General features: G+C 69.5%; 2 protein-coding genes. One reads left to right on the forward strand and one right to left on the reverse strand.

The genetic code is table 11. The annotated features are described in order from the left end of the window. Positions 1-1,362 (reverse strand): NACHT domain-containing protein (locus PUR53_RS02930; protein WP_329902487.1); only part of this gene is annotated, 1,362 nt, incomplete at its 3' end. A 3-nt stretch (positions 1,363-1,365) separates the two neighbouring features. Between PUR53_RS02930 and PUR53_RS02935 the strand changes: the two genes are divergently transcribed. Further along, on the forward strand, positions 1,366-1,587 hold a 222-nt coding region (locus PUR53_RS02935), incomplete at its 3' end, for a hypothetical protein (RefSeq protein WP_329907261.1).

The following is a 1,587-nucleotide window of genomic DNA, read 5'->3' on the forward strand; positions in this document are numbered from 1 at the left end:
GGCGGCGAGGCGAATGTCCAGCTTGCTGTCCTCCACCCTGCGCACCAGTTCCGCCAGGATCTCGGGGTAGCGGGGCCGAGAGGGGTTCTGCTCGTCCACCACGTCGGTGAAGTGCACCTCGCAGGAGTCCGACGCCAGCCCCGCGCACGCGAGCGCGGAGAGGTAGTGCACGGCTGCCCGTCGCTCGTCCTGTCCCAGCGGCAGTTCCGGCCGGAACCGTCCGCTGATCAGGGCGGCGATCCAGGTTTCGACCAGGTGGTGGCGCAGGCCCGCCCGGTCCCCGCCGCGCGTCTCCACCGCCTCTTCCTCCGCGCTGGCGTTCAGGGCGCGCTCCAGCAGGCCCTCCTCGTGGAGTTCACTGGCGATCTGCAAGTAGGTGGGCGCCTCCGCGATGCCGGCCTTCTCCACGATCCAGTCCAGCCGCTGCCGGTCCTCCCAGGCACTGCCCGAGGAGATGTACGCGAGCGCGGCCTCCTCACTCAGCGGTTCCAGGTCCGTCAGGGAGGCCTCCATGCCCCGCAGAGAGTCGTGCGGGCGGGAGGTGATGATGAGCGGCAGCCGCTCGTCGGTGGCCCGCCGGATCGCCAGCCGGATGACGGTGTCGCGTTCCTCCGCCATGGTGTCACCGGTCAGCGCCTCTTCGAGGCCGTCCGCGAGGACGACGATCCGCCCCTGCTGGCACAGCCTGCGCCACACCTTCTCCGCCTCCGCGTCGGAACGGATGTAGCCCTGCACCTCCCGGCAGAACCGTCTGAACGCCATCTCGCGGAAGTCCAGGTCCGTGTCGGCGTTCCGCAGCCGCAGCGGCACGGGAAGGGCCTTGCGCCGGGCGAACTGTTCCGTCAGCAGCACGATCAGCGCCGTCTTGCCCGTGCCGACACCGCCGACCACGACATGCGTACGGCGGAACCGGGCGTCCCGCTGGTCCTCCATGAGGACCTCGCACAACTGGTCGCGGCCCACCACCTTGCCGAGGATGCCCCCCGCCGTCTCCACCAACTCGTGCGGTGTCGTCCGGGCCTTCCTCAGGTACGCCCTGCGCACCCTGGTGAACCGGAAGGAGAGGTACGCGACCGTGGCCAGGGAGAGAGTGAGGAACGGCATGATCAGCGACTGGAGGACGGTGCAGGCATTGCTGCTCTTCTTGCAGTGCTGGTCGAGCCACCGGACCGGTGTCCAGAACGTCCGGTCGTTCGCCAGCGTGACCAGTGCCGTCACGGCCAGGAACAGCAGGAGCAGCGCGCCCAGCAGCGTCGCCACGAGCGACAGGTAGTACCAGCCGCTCTTGCGGACCCGCCACGGCCGGGCCCTGCTGTACCCCTGCCGCCTCAGCCGGCCCGATGGTTTCCTTCCAACGTTCACGTGGTGACTGATTCCGTATCGGGTGGGTGCCCCACCGTCGTTCACCCGGCCGGCCCAGCCGAATCCGTACGCGGGGTGCATGGCGGGCTGGCGTCGGACTCCTGCGAGGTGCACTTCACCGACGTGGTGGACGAGCAGAACCCCTCTCGGCCCCGCTACCCCGAGATCCTGGCGGAACTGGTGCGCAGGGTGGAGGACAGCAAGCTGGACATTCGCCTCGCCGCC

It is taken from the genome of Streptomyces sp. SP18BB07, assembly GCF_036322545.1.
Classification (GTDB): Bacteria; Actinomycetota; Actinomycetes; order Streptomycetales; family Streptomycetaceae; genus Streptomyces; species Streptomyces deccanensis.